The 1,333-nt window shown below is 62.9% G+C and carries 2 pseudogenes; one reads left to right on the forward strand and one right to left on the reverse strand.

Annotated features, from left to right (window positions below):
• Window positions 1-109: 109 nt before the first annotated feature.
• Window positions 110-384: pseudogene (locus tag ACZYOF_RS43800) on the reverse strand (IS110 family transposase); the annotation flags it as partial.
• A 67-nt stretch (window positions 385-451) separates the two neighbouring features.
• Between ACZYOF_RS43800 and ACZYOF_RS43805 the strand changes: the two are divergent.
• Window positions 452-1,041 (forward strand): annotated as a pseudogene (locus ACZYOF_RS43805) (DDE-type integrase/transposase/recombinase); the annotation flags it as partial.
• Between the last annotated feature and the right edge of the window lie 292 nt (window positions 1,042-1,333).

A 1,333-nucleotide genomic window follows, 5' to 3' on the forward strand; every position in this document is an offset into this window, starting at 1 on the left:
AAAGCCTTCGTGGTAACGCTTGTCATGGCGTGGTCTCCAGCCCGGCGCGTCAACGCCGGGTGATTCGAGGTTGATCACCCCGGAGACTACGCCACTTTCAATTCCAACCGCTTTTCGGACGGCACCTCACGAATTGCGCGGGGATCAGACGCACCTTGTGACCTAGTGCCTTTATCTTCCGGGCGAGCCACTGTGAGCCGGCGCAGGATCCATGCCAACTATGCTTGGTTGTGCGCGAGCAAAGAACTGAAGAAGGGTCTCCCGTCGGAAGCGAACTTTCTGAACAGGTGTGCCGTCGCAGCTCAGGCCAACGACGTGGAACAGGTTCTTGCCAATGTCGATTCCATAGACAGCCGCAGGTCGCGGCAAATTGCGATGGGCCATGATACTCTCCTCTTTTGATCTGACCTTCCTATGATGAGGGAGGAGGACGGGGCGGACCATCCCATTAATGGTAGGGCCCGTCGCCAAGCGCGAAGCCGCCGCGCATCTACAGGCCGTCATGGGTCTGTCGGAGCGTCGGGCCTGCTGCATCGTCAGCGCTGACCGCAAGATGGTCCGATACCGGCCGTGCCGGCCGCCGGACACCGAACTGCGCGGCCAATTGCGCGAGCTTGCCAATGGCCGCCGGCGGTTCGGTTATCGCCGGCTGTTCGTGCTGTTGCGGAAGCTGGGCGAGCCATCCGGGCTGAACCGGATCTACCGGCTATACCGGGAGGAAGGTCTCACCGTGCGCGCAAGCGCCGGGCCCGCCGCCGCGCCGTGGGCACCCGGGCGCCGATCCTGGTCGAGACCAGGCCGAATGCCCGCTGGTCGCTGGATTTTGTTCATGACCAGTTCGCCAGCGGCCGCCGCTTTCGAATCCTGAACATCGTCGACGACGTGACGAGGGAATGCCTGGCGGCGATCCCCGACACCTCGATCTCGGGACGGGGCGGGTGGCGCGCGAGCTGACGGCACTGGCCAATCAGCGCGGGCATGACCGTCTCCGACAATGGCACCGAGTTCACCTGCAACGCCATGCTGGCGATGCAGGCAGAGCCGCCCGTAGGCGGTGATGACGACGTCGCGATCGTGGAAGGGATAGATCAGTTCCGGCAGGCCGGCATAGGTGCGCGCTGAGGGAATGTATCCAGCGCCGCACCGTCTCAACGCCGAAATGCAAACCATGCCGCTCCGCCAGCTTCTCTGCAGCAAGCGTCGGGAGGATGTCCCGGGTTCTGTTGAATTACTGAAGAGGTCGGCGTTGCCCACCTTGAGCCGGTAGGCTCGGGGTGCTGATTCCACAAAGGAGAGCAACGCCATGACGAGAGATATCACACCGGCTGGTTCG

It is taken from the genome of Bradyrhizobium sp. LeoA1Lang, from assembly GCF_055413685.1.